Raw genomic sequence first — 660 nt, 5'->3', positions numbered from 1 at the left:
AAGGAGGTCAACGCCTATTACCGCAAGCATGGCAAGCTGGACGGCTGTGCGCTGCTGTCGCCGGACCAGATTGAAAAGCTGAAAGCAAGCATGGCGTCAAGTTGGCGAAGCGACCCGAGGCCCTTTGAAAGTTACCAGCTAACCAACAACAATGCGGAGATCCGCCGGGTAAAGGCCCGTATCGAACAGCTTTCCAAACAGGCACAGCAGGAATTTTCCGGCTGGGAGTTCGATGGGGGTCGTGTGGAAATGAACCGGGAGGACAACCGCTTGCAGGTGTTCTTTGACGGAAAGCCTGACGCGGACACCCGGGCCGAGCTGAAAAGCAGCGGCTTTCGTTGGGCTCCCAGCGTGGGCGCATGGCAGAGGCAGCTCACGGACAACGCCATCCGGTCGGCTGACCGTCTGGAATGTATCAAGCCGCTGTCCGGCGAAAAGCCCTCCCAACTTCAAAAGAAGCCCTCTATCTTGCAGACCATGCGGGAACAGGACGAAAAAGTCCAGACGGAGCCGGAAAAGAAAGCTCCGTCCGGCAGAGATGCCGAGCGGTAAGCCTCGGGCCACATTGGCCCGAGGTTTTCTGTTCCCCGAGATTGTACGGGGACCTCCCGGATAGCGAGAACCCCGACGGAAAGGAGGTTTTATGCAGGAAGAAGTAAA

General features: G+C 57.7%; 1 pseudogene. It reads left to right on the top strand.

Going from position 1 to position 660, the window contains the following annotated elements:
- Positions 1–552 (top strand): annotated as a pseudogene (locus DW677_RS18135) (hypothetical protein); the annotation flags it as partial.
- Positions 553–660 lie beyond the last annotated feature (108 nt).

It is taken from the genome of Clostridium sp. AM25-23AC (genome assembly GCF_003435125.1).
GTDB classification, from domain to species: domain Bacteria; phylum Bacillota; class Clostridia; order Lachnospirales; family Lachnospiraceae; genus Pilosibacter; species Pilosibacter fragilis.
Note: the sequence above shows the minus strand (reverse complement) of the source record. Positions and strands in the feature narration are given on the sequence as shown.